This window comes from Microbacterium sp. No. 7, from assembly GCF_001314225.1.
Taxonomy (GTDB): Bacteria; Actinomycetota; Actinomycetes; order Actinomycetales; family Microbacteriaceae; genus Microbacterium.
In genome coordinates, this window is record NZ_CP012698.1 from 90,052 (window position 1) to 109,528 (window position 19,477).

Here is a 19,477-nt window from a genome sequence, read left to right on the forward strand (position 1 = left end):
TCGGCCATACCCGGATAAATCCGACTCAATCCGCATGGGGGCGTGAATGTCCGAGCCATGGCTTTCTGCCGACGACATCGCCGAGCACCTGGGCGTCACCAAAGACACGATCTACGCCTGGATAGCCGAGAAGGGGATGCCGGCCCACAAGGTCGGACGTCTGTGGAAGTTCCAGGCGAGCGAGGTTGATGCCTGGGTGCGTAGAGGGGACGCTGGATCACCGGACTGACTCAGCCAGCCGCGATGTCGACGGCCCGACGTATCCTGATCGACTTGCCATTTTCCGGGAGGAACCACGTGCAAACAACCACAGTGACGCTCGCTTCACTGCGCGCCGGGCAGCGCCTGCGCGGCGTCTTGCCCGGGCAGCCGGTGACGCTTGTCGGCGTGACCACGCTGGATGATGCGCTTGTCGAGATCTTCTTCCGCGACGACTCTGGCCGCACTGGCGAACGCATGATCACCGACGCGGATGCCGGCAAGCTCGAACTGGTCACCGAGCTCGGCAACGCCCCCGCGTTCGACGGCGACCCTGACGAGTTTCGGCTCGCGGCCGAGGCGCTCCGCATCAAATACGCCGCGCTCTACGACCCGATGGCTGCCGTCAACAGCTCCGACGTCGACCCACTGCCACACCAGATCCGCGCGGTGTACGAGGAGCTCCTTCCGCGGATCCCGCTGCGTTTCCTGCTCGCTGACGATCCCGGTGCCGGCAAGACGATCATGGCGGGCTTGTACCTAAAGGAGCTCGTCCTCCGCGCCGACTGCGAACGAGCACTGATCGTTGCGCCCGGCGGACTGGTAGAGCAGTGGCGGGAAGAGCTCTCCCAGAAGTTCGACCTCTCGTTCGAGATCTTCAACCGCCTGATGGTCGACGACGCGCAAGGTCGAAATGTGTTCGCCGAGCACCCATTCCTCATCGCGCGGATGGACCAGCTCTCGCGCAGCGACGACCTGATCGAGCAGCTCTCCGACGTCACCTGGGATGCTGTCGTCGTTGATGAGGCGCACCGCATGTCGGCGCACTACTCGTCGTGGGCGGGTCAGGTCGACGAGACAAAGCGTTTCCGTCTGGGTCGACTGCTCGCCGAGACCGCGCATAACTTCCTCCTCATGACAGCGACACCGCACGCGGGCAAGGAAGAGGACTTTCAGCTGTTCATGTCACTGCTGGACCGCGACCGCTTCGAGGGCCAGTTCCGGGCCGGCGTGCACCGCACAGACACGCGCGGTCTGATGCGGCGCATGGTGAAAGAGGATCTCCTCACCTTTGAAGGCAAGCCGCTTTTCCCGGAACGTCGCGCTTACACAGTCGAATACGACCTCAGTGACCCGGAGCGCGAACTTTACGAGCTCGTCACCAGCTATGTACGCACAGAGATGGGCCGCGCCGAACGCCTCGCGCAAGCTGGCGACAAGAAGCGCGGCAATAACGTCGGCTTCGCTCTCACCGTGTTGCAGCGACGCCTCGCCTCGAGCCCCGAAGCCATCCTCCGATCGCTTGAGCGCCGCCAAGCGCGACTTGAGACACGACTCCGCGAGTGGCAGCGCGCGACTGACGCTGCGCGCTACACCAGCTCGATGACGGCGACGATTGACGAGTGGTCGACCGGCCGAGTGGCTCTCGACTTTGAGGACTCGACCGGCTCGACACCGAGCTTCGATCCAGACCTATTCGACGACCTCGACGAAGAGGTCGCGGAAGAAGAACGCGCCCAGTTCGAGGCGCGCGTCGACGAAGTCGTCGATCTCGCCACAGCTGCGGCGTCGATTGGCGAGCTCCGCGCAGAGATCGCGATCCTCGAAGACCTCATCAGAGTCGCCCGCCGGGTCCGAATCCTCGACGACGACAAGAAGTGGGTGCAACTCCGCACCATCCTCGACGAACAGCTCCTGGTCCACGATGACTCGGGTGAACCGCGCAAGATCATCATCTTCACCGAGCACAAAGACACCCTCGACTACCTCCGCCAGAAGATAACAACGCAACTGGGCCGCCCGGAGTCGGTCATCACAATCCATGGCGGGACGCGCCGCGAAGACCGCAAAGCAGCGCGCGAGAAGTTCACCTACGATCACACCACCGTCGTCCTCCTGGCGACGGACGCGGCCGGCGAAGGCCTCAACCTGCAGCGCGCACACCTGATGGTCAATTACGACCTGCCGTGGAACCCGAACCGAATCGAGCAGCGATTCGGACGCATCCACCGCATCGGTCAACGCGAAGTGTGCCACCTGTGGAACATGGTCGCGAAGGACACGCGTGAGGGCGATGTGTTCACGCGACTCCTCTCGAAGATCGATCAGATGTCGATCGCATACAACGGCAACCTCTTCAACGTCCTCGGCGACGCGGACGCCTTCCAGGAGAAGTCGCTTCGCGAACTACTGATCGAAGCGATCCGCTATGGCGACGAGCCTGAACGCAAAGCCGAACTCGACCGCGTTATCGATGCGAGCGTCTCCCACGGTCTTGACGCGATGGTCGCCGAGCGCGCGCTCCACCCAGAGATGTACTCCTCGCTGAATCTTGAGGAGATCCGTGGACGCATGGAGAAAGCCCGCGAGCGACGGCTACAACCGGGGTACATCGCGGCGTTCTTCATCCCGGCCTTCGAGCGCCTCGGCGGCCGCATTCGTCGGCGCGAGAAGGGTCGCTATGAGATCACTCGCGTGCCCCAGCGAATCATTGACACCGCCCGCAGGCTCAACCGCTGGGCACCCGTATCCGAACGATACGAACGGGTCACCTTCGAGACCGCGCACGTTCGCCCCGAGCATCAGACGCAGGCCGCGCTTCTCGCGCCCGGTCATGCCCTGCTGCAAGCAGTCATCGAACTCACCATCGAGGACCTTGGCCCCGTGCTCAAACGTGGAACCGTGTTCGTCGACCGTCGTGAGCAGCAATCCGACCAGACCGCTCTGCTGTACGCGGTTGAGCAGCGCATCCAGAACGCCACCCCTGACGCCGACACTGTCTCTCACCACTTCGATTACCCCGTCCTCGACACGGCTGGCACAGTAACGCTTGCCTCGGCTCCTCCCTACCTCGACTACGACGCCCCGCAGGCGGACGAAGCCGCGGCGATCGCCACCGTGCTCGCGGACGAGTGGGTTAAGAGCGATCACGAACGTTCCATCCGCGCGTGGGCCTACCGAGACGGACTTGCACCCCGCATGGACGAACTCGGCGCTCGGATCGCGGTGGAGGTCAACCGTACGCGCGTGCAGGTCAAGGATCGGCTCCTCGCTGAGATCAACCACTGGGATCGCGAGCACAATCGCCTCGAAGCTCTCGAACGCGGCGGAACGATCGGACGAGTCCGCGCCGAGACTGCGCTCCAGCGGTCAAGGCAGCTCGACGAGAGACTGGATCGGCGGCTCCGTGCGCTCGACGAGAGCACACAACTCGTCGCGCTACCGGCGGTCGTCCGTGGATCAGCGCTCGTCGTGCCGAGTCAGCAGCTCTCATCGGAGGGCAAGGATGCCGCTCCTCACACTTTCGCGCGCGAGACCGAGATGGTCGAACGTCGAGCGGTCGAGGCTGCCCTTGCTGCTGAGCGCGCGCTCGGGCGCAGTCCCCGCGAGATGCCTCGGAACAATCCCGGCTACGACATCCAGTCGTTCGACCCCGAGGGCCGCATCCACTACATCGAAGTGAAAGGCCGGATCGCGGGATCGGACACCTTCACCATCACAACGAATGAAGTCACCTTCGCCCAGACCCAGGGTGACCGCCACCGACTCGCACTCGTGCGCGTGTCGCCAGAGGGCGCCGAGCATGACACGTTGCGCTACGTGCTCGACGCGTTTACTCATATCGAGCCCTCGGTAACCACGCGCTCGTACAACGAGGATTGGCGCGACTACTGGGATCGCGGAGATGTCCCCCGGTGAGTGGACTTGCACGAACTCGAGGCAGGAACGGAAACGACACAATGTCACCAGCACCAAAGCGAAAGCTCATCGAGGTCTCGTTGCCCCTAAAGGCGATCAACGATGCAGCTCAACATGAGAAGTCTGTACCTCGGCGGGGACACCCGTCGACGATGCACCTCTATTGGGCTCCCCGACCCCTCGCGACGGCTCGAGCGGTGCTCTTCTCGCAACTCGTTGACGATCCGTCCTCTCATCCGGAGGAGTTCCCCACCGAGCAAGCCCAGAATGCCGAACGTGCTCGACTACACGCCCTGCTCGCAGAACTCGTTCGGTGGGAGAACTCGAACAACCGTGAGTTACTGGCGCAGGCGAAGGAGGAGATTCAGCGGTCCAACCCTGGCAGTCCGCTATCCTTTCTCGACCCTTTCTCCGGCGGTGGTGCGATCCCGCTGGAAGCACAGCGGCTCGGACTGAATGCCTCCGCGTCGGATTTGAACCCGGTGGCCGTTCTCCGAACCAAAGGGCTCATCGAGATCCCTCCCAGATTCGAGGGACTCGCGCCCGTAAGCCCGAACGCAGAAGGCCGCGCCACACCATGGGAACGCGCCGAAGGGTTAGCTGAAGACGTCCGCGCATACGGCAGAGTCGTTCGCGACGAAGCGAAGCGGCGGCTGGCGGACACTTATCCCACCGTTACAGCACCCGGTGGGACGGAGCACAAGGTAATTGCCTGGATCTGGGCTCGCACCGTCCAGAACCCCAACCCTGCGAACCCTATCGAGGTGCCGATCGTAGCTACGTGGTGGCTTAGCAAGAAGAAGGGGAAAGAAGCGTACATTGTCCCCTCAATCCGGGATGGCCGTGTGGTGTATGACATCCGACGGGATGCACATGGGCCGACTGGTTCGGACGACGGCACACGCGTCGGACGCGGTGCCGTCAGCATCGCAGATGGCACCCCCATCTCCGCCGACTACATCAAGTCCGAAGGGTCCGCTGGCCGGCTCGGTGCGCATTTGATCGCGATCGTCGCCGACGGCACGAGGGGACGCCTCTATCTGCCCCCCACCACCGAGCATGTCCTGGCCGCGAATGTAGCGAGGCCCGCCGACGTGCCCGACCAGGAACTTCCGTACGACCCGAGAAACATTTGGACGCCGCCCTACGGCCTCACCCGCTTCTCAGATCTATTCACGAACAGACAGTTGACGATTCTCACGACCCTCAGCGACCTCATCACTGAGGCTCGCTCATCTGCCATCGGAGATGCAGTGGCGTCTGGGTTGGAGCGCGGGGATCGCTTGGAAGACGGCGGACGCGGCGCAATTGCATATGGGGATGCAGTTGCAACCTATCTGTCGTTTGCGATAAGCAAGTTGGCCGACTGGTCATCCACTTCCTGTAGTTGGATCAACACCATAGAAGGTGTCCGCGACACTTTCGCTCGGCAGTCGATCCCGATGGCCTGGGACTACGCAGAGATTAATCCTTTTTCGGACTCTGTCGGCAATTTCCTCTCTCATGTGATGTGGGTGGCAGCTGGCGTTGCGGCGATGCCGGCCTCCGCTAACCTTCCCGGAACCTCGCTTCAGGCCGACGCGTCGACAAGGTCTTATGAGGGTCTCGTCGTGTCCACCGATCCGCCCTACTACGACAACATCTCCTACGCCGATCTCTCGGACTTCTTCTATGTTTGGCTCAGGCGTTCGATCGGTGACATTCATCGCAAGACGCTCGGCACCGTTCTCACGCCGAAGTCAGAAGAATTGGTCGCGAGCCAATATCGTCATGATGGTAAGAGCAACGCAGCGGCGTTCTTCGTTGATGGCTTTAACCGCGTGTTCTCGCGAATTCGACACGGAGCGAACCCAGACGTGCCGATGACCGTGTACTACGCATACAAGCAGCAGGACACGCGTGGTGCCGGGACATCGTCGACCGGCTGGCACACCCTGCTGGATGGTCTGATCGGCGCGGGTTGGGAAATCTCGGCAACGTGGCCGATGCGGAGCGAGCGCAGCGGACGCATGCTGAGTGTAGGTACTAACGCGCTTGCATCCTCGATTGTCCTCGCGTGTCGGCCCCGTCCGCTCGACGCGCAGGCGACGACACGCCGCGCATTCGTCGCTGCTCTCAAGTCCGAGCTCCCGGGCGCCCTCCGAGACCTTCTGTCAGGGGACATTGCCCCCGTTGACCTCGCACAAGCCGCGATCGGACCCGGAATAGCGGTGTTTTCTCGTTACTCGCGAGTTCGCGAGTCGGACGGCTCAGACATGAGTGTTCGCGACGCGCTGCTCTTGATCAACGCGACGCTGGTGGGCTGACCCCGTTTCGTAGGTCCGGTTGTTATGTGAGTCGTCCTGTCGTCCGCGGTCGCGGGCAGGGAGACTGGTCAGATCATGACGAACAGCAGGAAGCGGCACACCCCGGAGCAGGTCGTCCGCAAGCTCGGGCAGGCCGACAGGATGCTCGCCGACGGCGCCGACATCGCGGCGGTGTGCCGGGACCTCGGAGTCTCCGAGCAGACGTATTACCGGTGGCGGAACCAGTACGGCGGGCTCAAGGCCGACGACGCGAAACGGCTCAAGGAGCTCGAGAAGCAGAACGCAACCTTGAAGCGGCTGCTCGCGGAGGCGGAGCTGGAGAAGGCGGCGCTCAAGGAGCTGGCTGAGGGAAACTTCTAAGCCCGGACAGACGCCGCGCCGCCGTCGCTCACCTCAAGCGCAAGCTGCAGGTGAGCGAACGGATGGCGTGCCGTCTGGTCGGGCTCTCACGCTCCGCCTACCGGCGCCCGCGCAAGGGCGACACCGTCGCGGACCCGGACCGGGCGCTCAGGGACTGGCTGCGCGCCTGGGCGAAGAGCCACCCCCGCTACGGGTACCGACGCGCGTACCACGACGCCCGCGCCGAGGGCTGGGCCGTGAACCACAAGAAGATCCAACGCCTCTGGCGCGACGAAGGGCTCCGGGTCCCGCAACGCCGTCGCCGCAAACGCGTCGGGTCCTCCACCGTCGGCCCGCCTACAGCAGACGCACCGAACGTGGTGTGGGCCGTCGACTTCCAGTTCGACGCGGACGAGCAGGGCCGCCCGATCAAGATCTGCTCGATCGTCGACGAGCACACCCGTGAGTGCATCGGCGGGCTCACCGAACGGTCGATCACCGCCGACCGCCTCACCGCCCACCTCGAGGACCTCGTCGCCGTGCGCGGCGCCCCGGCTGTGCTCAGATCGGACAACGGACCGGAGTTCATCAGCGAAGCGATGGCCGACTGGGCCGGCACCCGCACCGGGCTGTCCTACATCCCGCCCGGCTCTCCGTGGCGCAACGGGTACGTCGAGTCGTTCAACAGCCGGATCCGCGACGAGTGCCTCAACATCAACAGCTTCTACTCACTCCTGCACGCCCAGGTCGTGATCGGCGACTGGAAGAACGAGTACAACCATCACCGCCGGCACTCCTCGCTCGGCTATATCGCCCCCGCCGACTACGCTCGGGAGTGCACCCATCGAATGGAAACCGACGACTCACAGATCGCCTGGACCTAACGAAGGGGGCGGCCCACTGGACGAGGTCCTAGGCGAGCAAGAGAGTGACTTTGACCCCGACACGCGCTTCGCGGTGAAGTGGTATCGCCAGTATGGCTGGGATCGGGAAAGCTCAGGCATCGCTGATCAGTTGGCGCGCGCCTCAGACACTTCGATTGGAACCCTCGAGCGCGGCGGAATATTCGAAACCAAAGGCGGAAAGGCACGACTACTTGCGCCCGGCCAACTGGAGGACTCGTGGGATATTGAAACCGACGAGCGCGTCAGCGTCTGGGAGGCCACCATACGTCTGGCTGCGGTGATGGCCAAGCACGGCGCTGACCAGGTCGCTTCGTTGCTCCCGGCAGTGCAGGCTCGGTTGAATCTCGACGCAGTGAAGGAGCTCGGCTTTCTCCTTTTCCATGAGGCGGAGAAGAAGCACGACGCCAAGGACGCCATTCTCTTCAACGGCCTCGTGAGCGCATGGGGTGACGTGAACGAGCAGGCGCGCAAGCACGGGGGGGCGCCGCGTGCAGTGCAGCAAGCGTTTGACTTCGATGAGGATGGGGACTGAGCTCGATGGCGATGAACAACCGTGACCGCGTGGGCAAGGCTTTCGACCTGTTGTCGGAAGGACTACTCGACTCCGTTGATGAAGTGATGACCGCGGCCTATGGCACACAGGACTGGCCAGCCGCCTGGGCTCAAGAGGATGCCCAACGTCGGGGTGGGCCGGCGCGAACGCTGACGAAGCACGACGTTCAGGTACAGCTTCGCGCGATTACGGAGCAGGGCTATCGGTTTAAGGACGTGCTGTCCCGCGCGCAGCAGGGGTTCGGTTCCGAGCTCCGTGAGACGCGCAATCTGTGGGCTCACAACGAACCGTTCGGTTCAGATGATGCCGCGCGGGCACTCGACACGATCGAGCGCCTGCTTCACGCGGTCGGCGCGGTTGACTCCGCCGAGGACGTCCGCAAGCTCCGCATCGATCTTCAGCGCACGGTCTTCGAGGACCAAACTCGTAAACAGGTCAAGCGCACTATCGTCTCCCTCGACCCAGGCTCGGGGTTGCGGCCCTGGCGTGAGGTCATTCGCCCTCACGACGACGTCGCGCGAGGCGAGTTCACCGCATCCGAGTTCGCCGCCGACCTGCACTTGGTCCGAACCGGTCAGGCGACGAGCCCCGAGTACGGCGACCCCGTCGAGTTCTTCACCCGCACCTACCTCACTTCGGGTCTGCGAGATTTGCTGTCCCGCGCGCTACGGCGCGTTAGCGGTGACGGCAACGCGAGCCCCGTCGTCAACCTGCAGACAAACTTCGGTGGCGGCAAGACACACTCGATGCTTGCGCTATACCACCTCTTCAGTGACACCCCCGCGAAGGACTTCCCGCAGGAGCTCCAAGAACTCATCGCAGAGAACGGCAACCCCGATCTCGTAGCGCTGGGGGCCAAGCGGGTGGCGCTTGTCGGAACGTACCTGAAAGCAGGCTCGCCGCTCATCAAGGATGACGGGACCGAAGTGCGCACGCTCTGGGGTGAGCTCGCCTGGCAGCTAGGCGGACGCGAGGCGCACGACCTGATTGCGGCAGATGACCGTGCCGGCACGAACCCGGGCGAAGCGCTGCACACGCTGATCGCAAAGTACTCGCCCGCGCTGATCCTGATCGACGAGTGGGTCGCATACGCCCGGCAGCTTGTGACGGACAAGGAGCTTCCGGCCGGATCGTTCGAAACGCAGTTCACGTTCGCTCAGTCGCTGACCGAGGTGGTCCGGTCAGTGCCGGGAGCGATGCTGGTCGTTTCGATTCCGGCATCCGATACCGGCGAGGCGGGGAGCGGAAGCGACATCGAGATCGGTGGCGCCAACGGTCAGCTTGCGTTGGAGCGTCTGCAGAACGTGATCCGCCGTGTCGCCGATCAGTGGCGTCCGTCGAGCAAAGACGAATCCTTTGAGATCGTTCGACGCCGTCTCTTCCAGGCACCCAACGCTGAAGGCCTCACCACGATCTCCGCTGTTGCCCGAAGCTTCGTCACGCTCTATCGGAGCAATACGGCGCTTTTCCCGCGGGATGCCGCGGCTCCGAGTGATGACTACGAGCAGCGCATCCGTGCGTCCTATCCGTTGCATCCCGAGTTGCTCGACCGTCTGTACGAGGACTGGTCAACGCTCGAGCGCTTCCAGCGCACACGAGGCGTGCTCAAGCTTGTGTCGTCGATCGTGCACGAACTCTGGGCATCCAACGACACCTCACCGCTGATCCTCCCCGGCAACGTGCCACTCGAGGCCACGACCGTCAACACGGATCTGACCCAGTACCTCGAGGATCAATGGAAGCCAATCATCGACTCCGACATCGACGGGCCTGGATCGATGGCGCAGCAGATCGACCTGGATCGTCCGAACCTTGGTCAGCGATTCGTCACACAGCGCATCGCTCGCACGATCTTCATGGGCGCGGCACCTCGAATCAAGGCGTCGCGAAAAGGCCTCGACAAGCAGTACGTCTGGTTGGGCACGGCCGCACCCGGTGACACGCTGGGTAACTTCGGCAGCGCGATCGAACAGCTCGCGCAACGTTCGACGTACTTCTACGAGGAGCAGGGTCACTACTGGTTCGACACCCAGCCGTCGGTGACGAAAACCGCGAACGACTATGCCGAGCGGCTCCGTGAAGACGTCGAGACTGTCTGGAACGAAATCACGGAGCGCCTCCGCATCGAGGAACGCGCGCGCGGTGTATTCGACCGAGTGCACGTCGCCCCGGCATCCAGCGCTGACATCCCCGACCTCGAAGACGCGCGACTGGTCATCGTCCACCCGCGCCACTCGCGGCGCAAGTCGGACGGTGCCGACTCATCGGCCCACCAGTGGGTGCGTGACGCGGTCGAAGCCAAGGGTGGCAGCCAGCGCGTGTACCGCAACACGCTCGTTTTCCTCGTCGCCGACAAGAGCGAACTGGAGAGCCTCGAGGCCGCTGCTCGTAGCTTCCTCGCGTGGAGACGTGTGCAGGCGACCAGCGAGAGCCTCAACCTATCGGTGCAACAGCGCAGGCAGACAGACGACTGGGTCACGCGTCTCGACCGGACCGTCTCAGATCGGATCCGCGACACCTTCGTGTGGGCGGTCTACCCCGAGCAATTTGACGCCACCAAGCCGTTCGAGTTGATCACGGACAAAGTGCCCGACTCGAGCGGCCGCTCCCTCGCGGAGCGCGTCGCCGCGAAGCTCTCCCGTGACGATCAGCTCGTGACCGAGTTCGGCGCACCAATTCTCGGCGCGACACTGCATCAGGAACTCGGTCAGCTGTGGCGCGACAAGGGAGAGATCACCGTCGGCGAACTTTGGGGCTACTTCGCACGGTACGTGTACCTGCCACGTCTCGTGCGGCGAGAGACTCTGGACGCCGCCATCGAACGCTCAGTGAACTCCGTGCTCGTCGACGGCGAGAAGTTCGCAATCGCGGCAACGAAGGACACTGACGCAAGACGCTATCGCGGACTGATCGTGCCCCCGGCTCACAACGTGGCGATCCAGGTCACCGATAGCACGCTCCTCGTGGACTGGAACATTGCAGACGAGCAGGCATCTGCAGACCGCGCAGCCGCCGCTCGGGAAGCCGCCCGGCGCGCATCTGAGGAGGGTGCCGCAGAGCTGGGCCCGATCGACATTGTCATGGTCGATGATGAAGCGGAGGAGTCGACAACGGCGGTCGAAGACATCGCCGCACAGCGAAGCCCGAGCCGCTACTTCGGGTCGGTGAAGGTCGACCCCGATCGCTATTCACGGGATATCGGAAACGTGACCCGCGAGATCATCGATCGCCTTGCGGGCGCCGGCGCGAAGCTCGAGATCACCATCGACATCCAGGCGAGCAAGGGCGATGGCTTCGACGAGGGCGAGGTGCGCACGATCTCCGAGAACGCGCGCGTCCTCAAGTTCGACCCGAGCTCCGGCTTTGAAAACTAGCGAGGGGCAAGCGGCGACTGCGCCGAGCGTGCGCAGACCAAGAAATCAAATCGGAAGGAGCCTCAGGGATGAGGATCGAATCAGCAGTTGTGACCAACTATCGCTGCATCGTCGATAGTGGAGAGTTCGGCGTTGAAGCTGACAAGACGATCCTGGTTGGGATCAACGAAGCAGGAAAGACAGCGCTGCTGAAGGCGATCCAGCTCGTTAGTCCGACGCCCGACACGCCCAAGATTGACTGGCTTTTTGACGCGCCCGCGCCGATGGTTGATGACATCCGTCGCGGGAATCTGGATCGCGAGCGGATGGCCGTTGCGAAGGTCGTCCTGACGCCCGACGCAAATGATGTTGAGGGACTTGGTCTCGCGAACGACTCTGACATCCGGCTTGAGATGACGGCTTGGCTCAGTGGCAAGCGCACCTACCGCGTTACGGGACTGCAACCTTCGGTCTCGCTCGGAGACGTCGATAAGAGCATCGTTCGCCTCACGAGTGCGATGTCGAAGCAGTCGAGCGAAGACGCGAAGGCCGCCGCTCAGGGGCTGACTGCCTGGAGGGCAAGCCGCGGCCAAAGTGATCCGATCAGTGGCGAAACCGCGGATGAACTTCGCGACCACCTGGATTCGCTATTGCCGCTGTTCGCCGACGGTTCTGCCGCCGAAGGCTATTGGGATGCGCTGGATTCCGTCGTCAAAGAGGCGAAGGGACAAGACGAGGTTGGCAAGCACCTCCTGTCGAAATTGCCACCGTTCGTCTACTTCTCCTCTTACTTCTCGGTGCGCCCACGAATCCACCTGAACCGCCTCGCGGAACGGGAGGAATCAGGCGAGATTGACCTGGACTACGATTTCGGCAACCTGCAGTTGCTGAAGTTTCTCGGATTCACGGCCCGCGAGCTGTCGAATATGGACTCGGAGGCTCCTACAAAGGGCGTCAACTATGACACCGATGTCCAGGAGCAGGAACGATACAAGGCTGCTCTTGCCGCGCACGAACGCAGGCTCACAGAACGCAAGCGCGCGCTGCAGACGGCTGGTGCGCGCTTGACGGCTGAGATTCGTCGCGTATGGAACGATGACTCCCTCACGCTTCGGCTCGATGTCGACGGACAATACCTTCAGACGCTCGTCGAGGATGAACTCGGGATTCCAGTCGAACTCGACCAACGAAGCGAGGGCTTCCGCTGGCTCGTCTCATTTTTCGTCGTTTTCCATGCGCAGGCAAAGGATGATCTCCGAAACGCAGTCTTGCTACTCGATGAGCCCGGTCTCAGCCTCCACGCGCTCAAACAGCAAGAGTTCCGCAAGACTGTGTCCGCCCTGGCGGAGGGGAATCAGATCATCTACACGACGCATTCCCCCTTCATGGTGGGAGCGGACGAGCTGGATCTCGTTCGGGTGGTCGAGATGGTGGACCGCAAGGTCGGGACGAAAGTCCATACTCGCCTGGCCGTCGACGATCCAAAGTCGATCTACCCGCTCCAGGCGGCGCTCGGGTACGACCTCGCGCAGAGCATGTTCACTCACCAGCGGAACCTGGTGGTTGAGGGCATCACCGACCTCCTCATCATCGAGGCACTGAACGCCGCCTTCTCCTCGGACGGCGGACCAGCGCTGGATGGCGACATCGCAATTGTTCCCGCCGGAAGTGCAAGCAAGGTCGTCTACTACAGCACGATTCTCACCAGCCAGAGCCTCAAAGTGGCGGCTCTTCTGGACTCGGATTCTGCCGGCGATCTGGCCGCCGAACAGGAGGCGCTGTGGCAACTTCTGAGCACGAAGAGGATCCTCCGAACTGGTGATCACATCAGCGTCGTGCAACATGCCGAAATCGAGGATCTCCTGCGTCAGACACTTGCTCAGATTGCTCGAGACGAGCTCGGGTGGGACAGCGTCGAGACCGTGCAGAGCCAGCCCACTCGACCTCTCATGGAGGTTCTCGTCGCCGAGCATCCTGGAGCGTCCAAGTGGAAGCTGTCTCGCGCCTTCGCAAAGTGGTTGAGCGCGAACGGGACGGCAGCGCTCGATGATTCGGAGCGTGAGGCGTGGCGTTCGCTGTCAACGGCGGTCAACAAGGCGCTCGCCTAATGTCCGACAGTGCGGACGGTTCCGAAGATGATGCGACCGATGGCGCACTCGATCCTGCGGCGGTGCCCATGGGTAGGCGTGGAAACGTCGGCTTCGATGGACGAGTCTTTCTCACAGATGCGGAGCATCAGACGTACCTGCGCCGACGGCCAGTTCGCTACGTTCGAAAGGTGATCGCCGCCTCCAATTCGTGCTCTGTCTGCGGCGAAGACGGATCGGCCGAGAATCCGTTGCAGGTGGCGCACATCGTTCCGTTCGGACTCGGTGTCGTGCTGGGCCGCCCCCTTCGTTAGGTCCAGGCGATCTGTGAGTCGTCGGTTTCCATTCGATGGGTGCACTCCCGAGCGTAGTCGGCGGGGGCGATATAGCCGAGCGAGGAGTGCCGGCGGTGATGGTTGTACTCGTTCTTCCAGTCGCCGATCACGACCTGGGCGTGCAGGAGTGAGTAGAAGCTGTTGATGTTGAGGCACTCGTCGCGGATCCGGCTGTTGAACGACTCGACGTACCCGTTGCGCCACGGAGAGCCGGGCGGGATGTAGGACAGCCCGGTGCGGGTGCCGGCCCAGTCGGCCATCGCTTCGCTGATGAACTCCGGTCCGTTGTCCGATCTGAGCACAGCCGGGGCGCCGCGCACGGCGACGAGGTCCTCGAGGTGGGCGGTGAGGCGGTCGGCGGTGATCGACCGTTCGGTGAGCCCGCCGATGCACTCACGGGTGTGCTCGTCGACGATCGAGCAGATCTTGATCGGGCGGCCCTGCTCGTCCGCGTCGAACTGGAAGTCGACGGCCCACACCACGTTCGGTGCGTCTGCTGTAGGCGGGCCGACGGTGGAGGACCCGACGCGTTTGCGGCGACGGCGTTGCGGGACCCGGAGCCCTTCGTCGCGCCAGAGGCGTTGGATCTTCTTGTGGTTCACGGCCCAGCCCTCGGCGCGGGCGTCGTGGTACGCGCGTCGGTACCCGTAGCGGGGGTGGCTCTTCGCCCAGGCGCGCAGCCAGTCCCTGAGCGCCCGGTCCGGGTCCGCGACGGTGTCGCCCTTGCGCGGGCGCCGGTAGGCGGAGCGTGAGAGCCCGACCAGACGGCACGCCATCCGTTCGCTCACCTGCAGCTTGCGCTTGAGGTGAGCGACGGCGGCGCGGCGTCTGTCCGGGCTTAGAAGTTTCCCTCAGCCAGCTCCTTGAGCGCCGCCTTCTCCAGCTCCGCCTCCGCGAGCAGCCGCTTCAAGGTTGCGTTCTGCTTCTCGAGCTCCTTGAGCCGTTTCGCGTCGTCGGCCTTGAGCCCGCCGTACTGGTTCCGCCACCGGTAATACGTCTGCTCGGAGACTCCGAGGTCCCGGCACACCGCCGCGATGTCGGCGCCGTCGGCGAGCATACCGAGTAGGCGGCGTCGCAGCCCTCGACCCTCATGCGCGCACAGACAAGGGTGTCCGCCGAACCTCGGCCGAGACGGTCGCTTTCGTCGAGCGGTTGGCGCTCACTCGGCCACGGCCCAGTGTCGCCACGCTGCATCGTCTTGCCATCGCGGATGCGCAAGCGCACGAGCTGCCGTCACCGACCTATGCGACCGTACGGCAAATTGTCCAAGCACTCGATCCTGCCCTTGTCACCCTGGCACTTGAAGGGCCGGTCTCGTATCGGGACAAGCACGAGCTCGTCTTCCGCCGCCGCGCGGGACAGCCCAACCAAACCTGGCAATCCGATCACACCGAACTCGACATCCTCATCGTCGGCGCCGACGGAAAACCCGACCGCCCCTGGCTGACCACGGTGATGGACGACTACTCCCGCGCCATCTGCGGATACATGGTCTTCACCGGCGCCCCCTCAGCCATCAACACTGCCCTCGCTCTTCGGCAGGCGATCTGGCGAAAGACAGACCCAGCGTGGGCGATGTGCGGCATCCCCGACATCCTGCACGTCGATCACGGCTCCGACTTCATCAGCCACCACCTCGAGCGGACCGCTCTCGCCCTGCACACCCGGATCATCCACTCGACCGTCGGTCGACCCCAAGGGCGAGGAAAGATCGAGAGGTTCTTCGGCACCATCAACACCGAACTCCTGGCCACGCTACCCGGCCACCTCGGACCCGGCAGCCGGACACCAACGCCTGTCCTCGACCTCGCAGGGCTCGATCGTGCGATCGGCGAATTCATCGGCACCTACAACGACCGGACCCACAGCGAGTTAGGGACCTCGCCGCGGAACGCATGGGTCGCCGACGGGTGGCTGCCCCGTATGCCCGACAGCCTTCAAGAACTCGACGGGCTGCTCGCCTCGTCGTCGCCCTCGCGGTCGTTGTCTTGATCGACGGCGCCATCATCGGCATCGCCTTGTCCGCCGGCGGGGCGGCAGCCCTCTTGATCGCGATCGCGCTGTCGATCGAGCTTCTGTTCGTCGCCGCCTCCACAGCGGGATCCGCGCGCGCGGGCGGCGGCTCCCTCGGCACCGCGATCGGTGTCGGCGCCTTCGTTGCGGTCATGATGCCTATCGGCGCGGTGCTCGGCGCTGTCGTCTTCGCCGGTGTCTCAGCCCCCGTGCTGATCGCAGGCCTCGGCTTTGGTGCCGCCGCCCTGCTTTTCACCGCCGTCGCAGAGCTGTTGGTCGAAGCCTACGAAATCAAAGAGAGCACCGGCACCATCGCGATGGCAGCCGGCGGCTTCCTGCTATTTCTCATCCTCATGATGCTGATGTGACCATGCTTACGCACCCGAGGACGGGGCAAGCCGCATACGGGCCCGGTCGCACGCCACCTTTAGCCAAGCCATGGCGATACCGGTCTATCGAGGTGTGGCTACGCGTTCGAGCCCATCAATGTCGAGAATCGTGACATCACGACGCCCGTGGAGTTCGATGACACCGGAGGCGGAGAGCGCGGCAAGGCGTCGGCTCAGAGTTTCTGGCGTGGTGCCCAGATAGGAGGCGATTTCGTACTTCGCCAACGGCAGCCACACTGTGGGCACGCCATCTCGGATGCTGCCGGGCAGATCCAGCAAGTAGGCCGCGATGCGGGCACTGACATCGCTGGAGGTGATGGCGGCCAGCAATCGCTCGACGGAGGCGAGCCTGTCGGACAGAGTCCGCAGCATCCGCAGACCGACATCAGGGTAGTCGCGCAGCAGGGCCGAGAGGTCGGTGTGGTCGAAGACGCACATCCGGCTGTCTTCCAGCGCGACGACGAGGTCATTGGGCAGGTGGCCGGTCAGGAAGGCCCGTTCGCCCACGACATCACCGTCGGTCACCGTGCGCAGGATTTGTTCCTGGCCATTGGCCGCCGCATGGCTGACCTTGAGCTGTCCGCTGTGCATCACCAACAGACGCGACACCGACTGTCCTGGCGAATAGACCGTCTCTCCCTTGGCAACATGCACCGGGCGGACGAACTCCGCGACCCGCAACTGCTCCTCGCGGGTGAGTCCTTGGAAGATCGGCACGCGGCTGACGCACAAATCATCCACAGGCATGTGGCAAGTCTACCGGAGTCGGCATCGGCGCCGCGGGACCGGACAGCGGCAGCGGCAGCGGCAGCGGCAGCGACGCCTCGGTAGCAGGCGCGCACCGAACATGATCTATGTCAAGGAGTTCCGGGCGCCGCAAACCTATCGTGAAGGTACCAATAAGGAACACATCACGAAAGGGGTCCACAATGGCCACCTCCACCTCCACCCCCACCACCACTCACACCGTCCTGAGAGCGGAGGGATTCTCCTGCCCGTCGTGCGTGGCGAAGATCGAGAAGCAGGTCGGGCGACTCAAGGGTGTCGAGAACGTGAAGGTCCACTTCGCCTCCGCCCGCATCGAGGTCGACCATGACGCCGAGCGCATCTCCGTGGATGACCTCGTCGCCGCTATCGCCAAAGCCGGCTACAGGGCCGCACCGTCTGCCTTCTGAGGCCAACGGCCCCCGCGGGCCGCCTGCGGACATCCTTCCGACATTCCACTCTGCCGGTCTGCTGGCACGAGACCCAGAAAGGTCGTACCCGAAAGTGAACAGGCTCCAAAAATGGGTCTATGGGAACTGGTCAGTCCCCGTCGTGTCCGGCGTGCTCATCATCATCTCCTTCGCCATCCAGTGGCTGGCCGGGGGTGTCGCCAACCTCACCGTCAGCCCCCAGTGGTGGCTCGACGCCGGGGCCCACGCCACCCACGCCAGCGCGGCTTTCACCCTCGGGGATGTCTTCATGATCGCCGCGGCCGTGGTTGCCGGCTACGGGATCGTGGTGAAGGCGGTGCGCGCGCTGATCGCCAAGGTCGTCGGCATCGACCTGCTCGTGTCGGTTGCGGCTATCGGTGCGGTCATCATCGGCAACTTCTGGGAGGCCGCGGCGGTCACGTTCCTGTTCGCGATCGGCCACGCGCTGGAAGCTGCGACCCTGAACAAGACCCGCTCGGCACTGGCCGAACTCGTCGCCGTCGCCCCGGATTCCGCGATCGTTGTGCGCGATGGCGAGCAACAGGAGATCCCTGCCGGGCAAGTGAGAATGGGCGAGATCGTCCTGGTCAAGAACGGTGCGAAGGTCCCCGTGGACGGCCAGGTCGTCTCCGGCACCGGTGCCATCGACGAGGCCTCCATCACCGGCGAGTCCATCCCGGTGGAGAAAACTAAAGGCGGGCAGGTCTTCGCCGGCACCGTCTCCCGCGGCGGCTTCCTACAGGTCCTGGCCACTGGCATCGGCGCAGATACCACCTTGGCCCGCATCATCCACCGTGTGGAAGAGGCTCAGGACGCCAAGGCCAAGACCCAGGCCTTCATCGACCGGTTCTCCACGTGGTACACCCCCGCCGTCATGGTCCTGGCCCTGGTGGCCGGACTTATCAGCGGAGACGTGGTGCTGGCCCTGACCCTGTTGGTCATCGGCTGCCCGGGCGCCCTGGTGATCTCCATCCCGGTCGCCATCGTGGCGGGCATCGGCCGCGCCGCGCGCAACGGCATCCTCATCAAGGGCGGCGAGTTCCTGGAGACCTCCGCGAAGATCACGGCGGTCGCCGTGGACAAGACCGGCACCCTCACCGAGGGCAAACCGCAGCTGACCGACGTCATCATCCTGGATTCCACGCTCGACCGTACGGAGGTGTTGCGCTGGGCCGCGGCAGCTGAGGCCGGCTCCGAACACCCACTGGCCCGCCCCATCCTGGAGACCGCCCGCGAGGAGGGCGTTGCCCCGCAGGGCATCCCCGGCGCCGTCACCCCGGTCCCCGGCAAGGGCATCGTGGCGAACGTCAATGGCCGCCAGGTGCTGATCGGCAACCCGCCGCTACTGGAGCAGTACGGCATTGCCTCGGGCATCGCCGAGGCTGCGCAGGCCGCCCAGGACCTGGCCGCCGCCGGGAAAACACCTATGATCGTCGCTGTTGACGGGAGGGTGATCGGCGTCGTCGCCGTCGCGGACCAGATCCGCCAGGACGCACCGGAGATGGTCGCGCGACTGCACCGGGCCGGCGTCGAGAAGGTCGTCATGCTCACCGGTGACACCCGACTGGTGGCCGAGGCCGTCGGCAAAGCCACCGGGATCGACGAGATCCACGCCTCCCTGCTCCCTGAGGACAAGCTGGACGCTGTCACCGAGCTACAGCGCCAGGGCCACACGATCGCGATGGTCGGTGACGGCGTCAATGACGCTCCGGCTCTCGCCACCGCGAACATCGGCGTGGCGATGGGTGCGGCAGGCTCGGCCGTGGCCGTGGAGACCGCGGACATCGCCCTGATGGGCGACAACCTGCTCAAGCTGCCCGAGGCCATCGGCCTGGCCAAGCGAACCGTGAACGTGATGAAGCAGAACATCGCGATCGCCCTGATCACCGTGGTGCTGCTACTGGCCGGAGTCTTCGCCGGCGGAGTGACCATGTCGATCGGCATGCTCGTCCACGAAGCCTCCGTGCTCGTGGTGATCGCCAACGCGATGCGGCTGCTGCGAAACACCCGAGACTCCACGACGATGCCAAAGAGTGAACGCACCATCGGGACAGCTGCGGAGCAGGTGGCCGCCTGACGCCCATCCCGGGGCAATGGACCCACC

General features: G+C 64.0%; 12 protein-coding genes and 2 pseudogenes. 12 read left to right on the plus strand and 2 right to left on the minus strand.

Annotation, left to right across the window (positions count from 1 at the left end; translation table 11 throughout):
• The first annotated feature begins 46 nt into the window (after nucleotides 1-46).
• The 8 genes from AOA12_RS21660 to AOA12_RS22850 all read left to right on the plus strand — a co-directional run bounded on the left by AOA12_RS21660 (nucleotide 47) and on the right by AOA12_RS22850 (nucleotide 13,754).
• Nucleotides 47-229, plus strand: a complete 183-nt coding sequence (locus AOA12_RS21660) for a helix-turn-helix domain-containing protein (protein WP_054682976.1) — start codon at nucleotides 47-49, stop codon at nucleotides 227-229.
• Between the two features lie 14 nt (nucleotides 230-243).
• The gene (locus AOA12_RS21665) at nucleotides 244-3,897 is read left to right on the plus strand and encodes a helicase-related protein (protein WP_082406201.1); all 3,654 of its coding nucleotides are present in this window, start codon (nucleotides 244-246) and stop codon (nucleotides 3,895-3,897) included.
• 41 nt (nucleotides 3,898-3,938) lie between these two features.
• Nucleotides 3,939-6,203 carry a DUF1156 domain-containing protein gene (locus tag AOA12_RS22845; RefSeq protein ID WP_082406203.1) on the plus strand — a complete coding sequence of 755 codons (2,265 nt, stop codon included), beginning with the start codon at nucleotides 3,939-3,941 and terminating at the stop codon, nucleotides 6,201-6,203.
• A gap of 75 nt (nucleotides 6,204-6,278) precedes the next feature.
• Nucleotides 6,279-7,426 (plus strand): IS3 family transposase gene (locus tag AOA12_RS21680; RefSeq protein ID WP_143003726.1). Its coding sequence is split into 2 segments (ribosomal slippage): nucleotides 6,279-6,549 and nucleotides 6,549-7,426, totalling 1,149 coding nucleotides; the frame shifts between segments, so codons are not numbered across the junction.
• A gap of 73 nt (nucleotides 7,427-7,499) precedes the next feature.
• Nucleotides 7,500-7,979: a hypothetical protein gene (locus tag AOA12_RS23400; protein ID WP_197280912.1), complete on the plus strand. Its 480-nt coding sequence runs from the start codon at nucleotides 7,500-7,502 to the stop codon at nucleotides 7,977-7,979.
• A gap of 5 nt (nucleotides 7,980-7,984) precedes the next feature.
• Nucleotides 7,985-11,374 (plus strand): DUF499 domain-containing protein, encoded by a 3,390-nt coding sequence (locus AOA12_RS21690; RefSeq protein ID WP_054682987.1) that lies wholly within the window; start codon nucleotides 7,985-7,987, stop codon nucleotides 11,372-11,374.
• 68 nt (nucleotides 11,375-11,442) lie between these two features.
• Nucleotides 11,443-13,461: an AAA family ATPase gene (locus AOA12_RS21695; RefSeq protein ID WP_054682989.1), complete on the plus strand. Its 2,019-nt coding sequence runs from the start codon at nucleotides 11,443-11,445 to the stop codon at nucleotides 13,459-13,461.
• Complete coding sequence (locus tag AOA12_RS22850; protein WP_231637072.1) at nucleotides 13,461-13,754, plus strand: hypothetical protein; 294 nt, start codon at nucleotides 13,461-13,463, stop codon at nucleotides 13,752-13,754. The genes AOA12_RS21695 and AOA12_RS22850 overlap by 1 nt, the downstream gene beginning before the upstream one ends.
• On the opposite strand, the pseudogene AOA12_RS21700 reads toward AOA12_RS22850, so the two are convergent.
• Nucleotides 13,751-14,832, minus strand: a pseudogene (locus tag AOA12_RS21700) (IS3 family transposase); the annotation flags it as partial. The gene AOA12_RS22850 and the pseudogene AOA12_RS21700 sit on opposite strands and share 4 nt — an antisense overlap.
• Before the next feature lie 95 nt (nucleotides 14,833-14,927).
• Between AOA12_RS21700 and AOA12_RS24120 the strand changes: the two are divergent.
• Both AOA12_RS24120 and AOA12_RS24125 read left to right on the plus strand, forming a co-directional pair.
• Nucleotides 14,928-15,458 (plus strand): annotated as a pseudogene (locus tag AOA12_RS24120) (DDE-type integrase/transposase/recombinase); the annotation flags it as partial.
• Nucleotides 15,353-16,156 carry a ZIP family metal transporter gene (locus AOA12_RS24125; RefSeq protein ID WP_335337377.1) on the plus strand — a complete coding sequence of 268 codons (804 nt, stop codon included), beginning with the start codon at nucleotides 15,353-15,355 and terminating at the stop codon, nucleotides 16,154-16,156. The pseudogene AOA12_RS24120 and the gene AOA12_RS24125, both read left to right, overlap by 106 nt.
• Nucleotides 16,157-16,240: 84 nt before the next feature.
• Here AOA12_RS24125 and AOA12_RS21720 read toward each other — a convergent pair whose 3' ends face one another.
• Nucleotides 16,241-16,924, minus strand: a complete 684-nt coding sequence (locus AOA12_RS21720) for a Crp/Fnr family transcriptional regulator (protein WP_054682993.1) — start codon at nucleotides 16,922-16,924, stop codon at nucleotides 16,241-16,243.
• A 182-nt stretch (nucleotides 16,925-17,106) separates the two neighbouring features.
• Between AOA12_RS21720 and AOA12_RS21725 the strand changes: the two genes are divergently transcribed.
• Nucleotides 17,107-17,352, plus strand: coding sequence for a heavy-metal-associated domain-containing protein (locus AOA12_RS21725; protein ID WP_054682994.1), 246 nt, complete (start codon nucleotides 17,107-17,109; stop codon nucleotides 17,350-17,352).
• Between the two features lie 94 nt (nucleotides 17,353-17,446).
• Nucleotides 17,447-19,450 (plus strand): heavy metal translocating P-type ATPase, encoded by a 2,004-nt coding sequence (locus AOA12_RS21730; RefSeq protein WP_054682996.1) that lies wholly within the window; start codon nucleotides 17,447-17,449, stop codon nucleotides 19,448-19,450.
• Nucleotides 19,451-19,477: the final 27 nt, after the last annotated feature.

Coding starts and splice junctions, on each gene's coding strand:
- AOA12_RS21660 (WP_054682976.1), top strand. CDS start 47: ATGTCCGAGCCATGGCTTTCTGCCGACGACATCGCCGAGCACCTGGGC.
- AOA12_RS21665 (WP_082406201.1), top strand. CDS start 244: ATGTCGACGGCCCGACGTATCCTGATCGACTTGCCATTTTCCGGGAGG.
- AOA12_RS22845 (WP_082406203.1), top strand. CDS start 3,939: ATGTCACCAGCACCAAAGCGAAAGCTCATCGAGGTCTCGTTGCCCCTA.
- AOA12_RS21690 (WP_054682987.1), top strand. CDS start 7,985: ATGGCGATGAACAACCGTGACCGCGTGGGCAAGGCTTTCGACCTGTTG.
- AOA12_RS21695 (WP_054682989.1), top strand. CDS start 11,443: ATGAGGATCGAATCAGCAGTTGTGACCAACTATCGCTGCATCGTCGAT.
- AOA12_RS22850 (WP_231637072.1), top strand. CDS start 13,461: ATGTCCGACAGTGCGGACGGTTCCGAAGATGATGCGACCGATGGCGCA.
- AOA12_RS21720 (WP_054682993.1), bottom strand. CDS start 16,924: ATGCCTGTGGATGATTTGTGCGTCAGCCGCGTGCCGATCTTCCAAGGA.
- AOA12_RS21725 (WP_054682994.1), top strand. CDS start 17,107: ATGGCCACCTCCACCTCCACCCCCACCACCACTCACACCGTCCTGAGA.